2 protein-coding genes are annotated in these 1,317 nt (G+C 67.1%); both read left to right on the plus strand.

Annotated elements, in window-relative coordinates; translation table 11 throughout:
• Positions 1-444 (plus strand): ABC transporter permease subunit (locus ACSFA3_RS23725; RefSeq protein ID WP_435507866.1); only part of this gene is annotated, 444 nt, incomplete at its 5' end.
• 15 nt (positions 445-459) lie between these two features.
• Positions 460-1,317, plus strand: an 858-nt coding sequence (locus tag ACSFA3_RS23730; protein ID WP_435507867.1) for an ATP-binding cassette domain-containing protein, incomplete at its 3' end; no start/stop codon positions are given.

Below are 1,317 nucleotides of genomic sequence, written 5' to 3' on the forward strand. Positions count from 1 at the left end.
ATCGTGATGGCGGTGCTGATCGTGGTGTACGACTTCGTCACCAACCGCACGACCATCGGCCGGCGCATCTATGCGCTGGGCGGCAACGAGAAGGCGGCGCGGCTGTCGGGCGTGAAGACGCAGCGGCTCGCATTCCTCACTTTCGTGAACATGGGCGCGCTGGCGGCGCTGGCGGGCCTGGTGTTCGCGGCGCGGCTCAACACGGCCACGCCCAAGGCGGGCCTGGGCTTCGAGCTCGACGTGATCGCAGCCTGCTTCATCGGCGGCGCATCGGCCTCGGGTGGCGTGGGCCGGGTGATGGGCGCGGTGATCGGCGCTTTCATCATGGGCGTGATGAACAACGGCATGTCGATCCTGGGCATCGGCATCGACTACCAGCAGGTCATCAAGGGGCTGGTGCTGCTGGCGGCGGTGTTCATCGACGTCTACAACAAGAACAAGTGATGAAGGCGGCGCAGCATGGCTGACGACACTCCCCGCTCACCCGTGCTGGAGCTCAAGGGCATCCACAAGCAGTTCGGCGGCATCCCGGTGCTGCGCGACGTGCAGTTGCGGCTGTACCCCGGCGAGATCCACGCACTGATGGGGCAGAACGGCGCGGGCAAGTCGACGCTGATCAAGGTGCTGACGGGCGTGCTGCCGTCGAGCGGTGGCGAGATGTTCCTCGACGGCCAGCCGATTCATCCGCACTCGCCGCTGGAGGCGCAGAAGCTGGGCATCAGCACGGTCTACCAGGAGGTGAACCTGTGCCCGAACCTGTCGGTGGCGGAGAACGTGTTCGCGGGGCGCTACCCGCGCTGCGGTGTGGCACAGGGCTTTCGCATCGACTGGGCTTCCGTGAACCGGCGCGCCGAAGAACTGCTGGCGCGCATCGGGCTCGACATCGACGTGACGCGGCTGCTGTCGAGCTACTCGGTGGCGGTGCAGCAGATGGTGGCGATCGCGCGGGCGCTGGGCGTGTCGTCGAAGGTGCTGATCCTCGACGAGCCGACGTCGAGCCTGGACGACGACGAGGTGGAGAAGCTGTTCGAGGTGCTGCGGAGGCTGCGCGGCGAAGGACTGGCCATCGTTTTCGTCACGCACTTCCTCAACCAGATGTACGCGGTGTCGGACCGTATCACGGTGCTGCGCAACGGCAGTTGGATCGGCGAATGGCGCGCGGCCGACCTGGGGCCGCAGGCGTTGATTGCCGCGATGCTCGGGCGCGAACTGGCGGCGCAATCGGCGCGGCCTGCTGCGTTGCCTGCGTTCGACGAGGCCGCACCGGCTTTTCTGCAGGCCGAAGGGCTGGGCCAGGCCGGACAACTGCAGGCGACG

It is taken from the genome of Variovorax glucosi (genome assembly GCF_051216695.1).
Taxonomy (GTDB): domain Bacteria; phylum Pseudomonadota; class Gammaproteobacteria; order Burkholderiales; family Burkholderiaceae_C; genus Variovorax.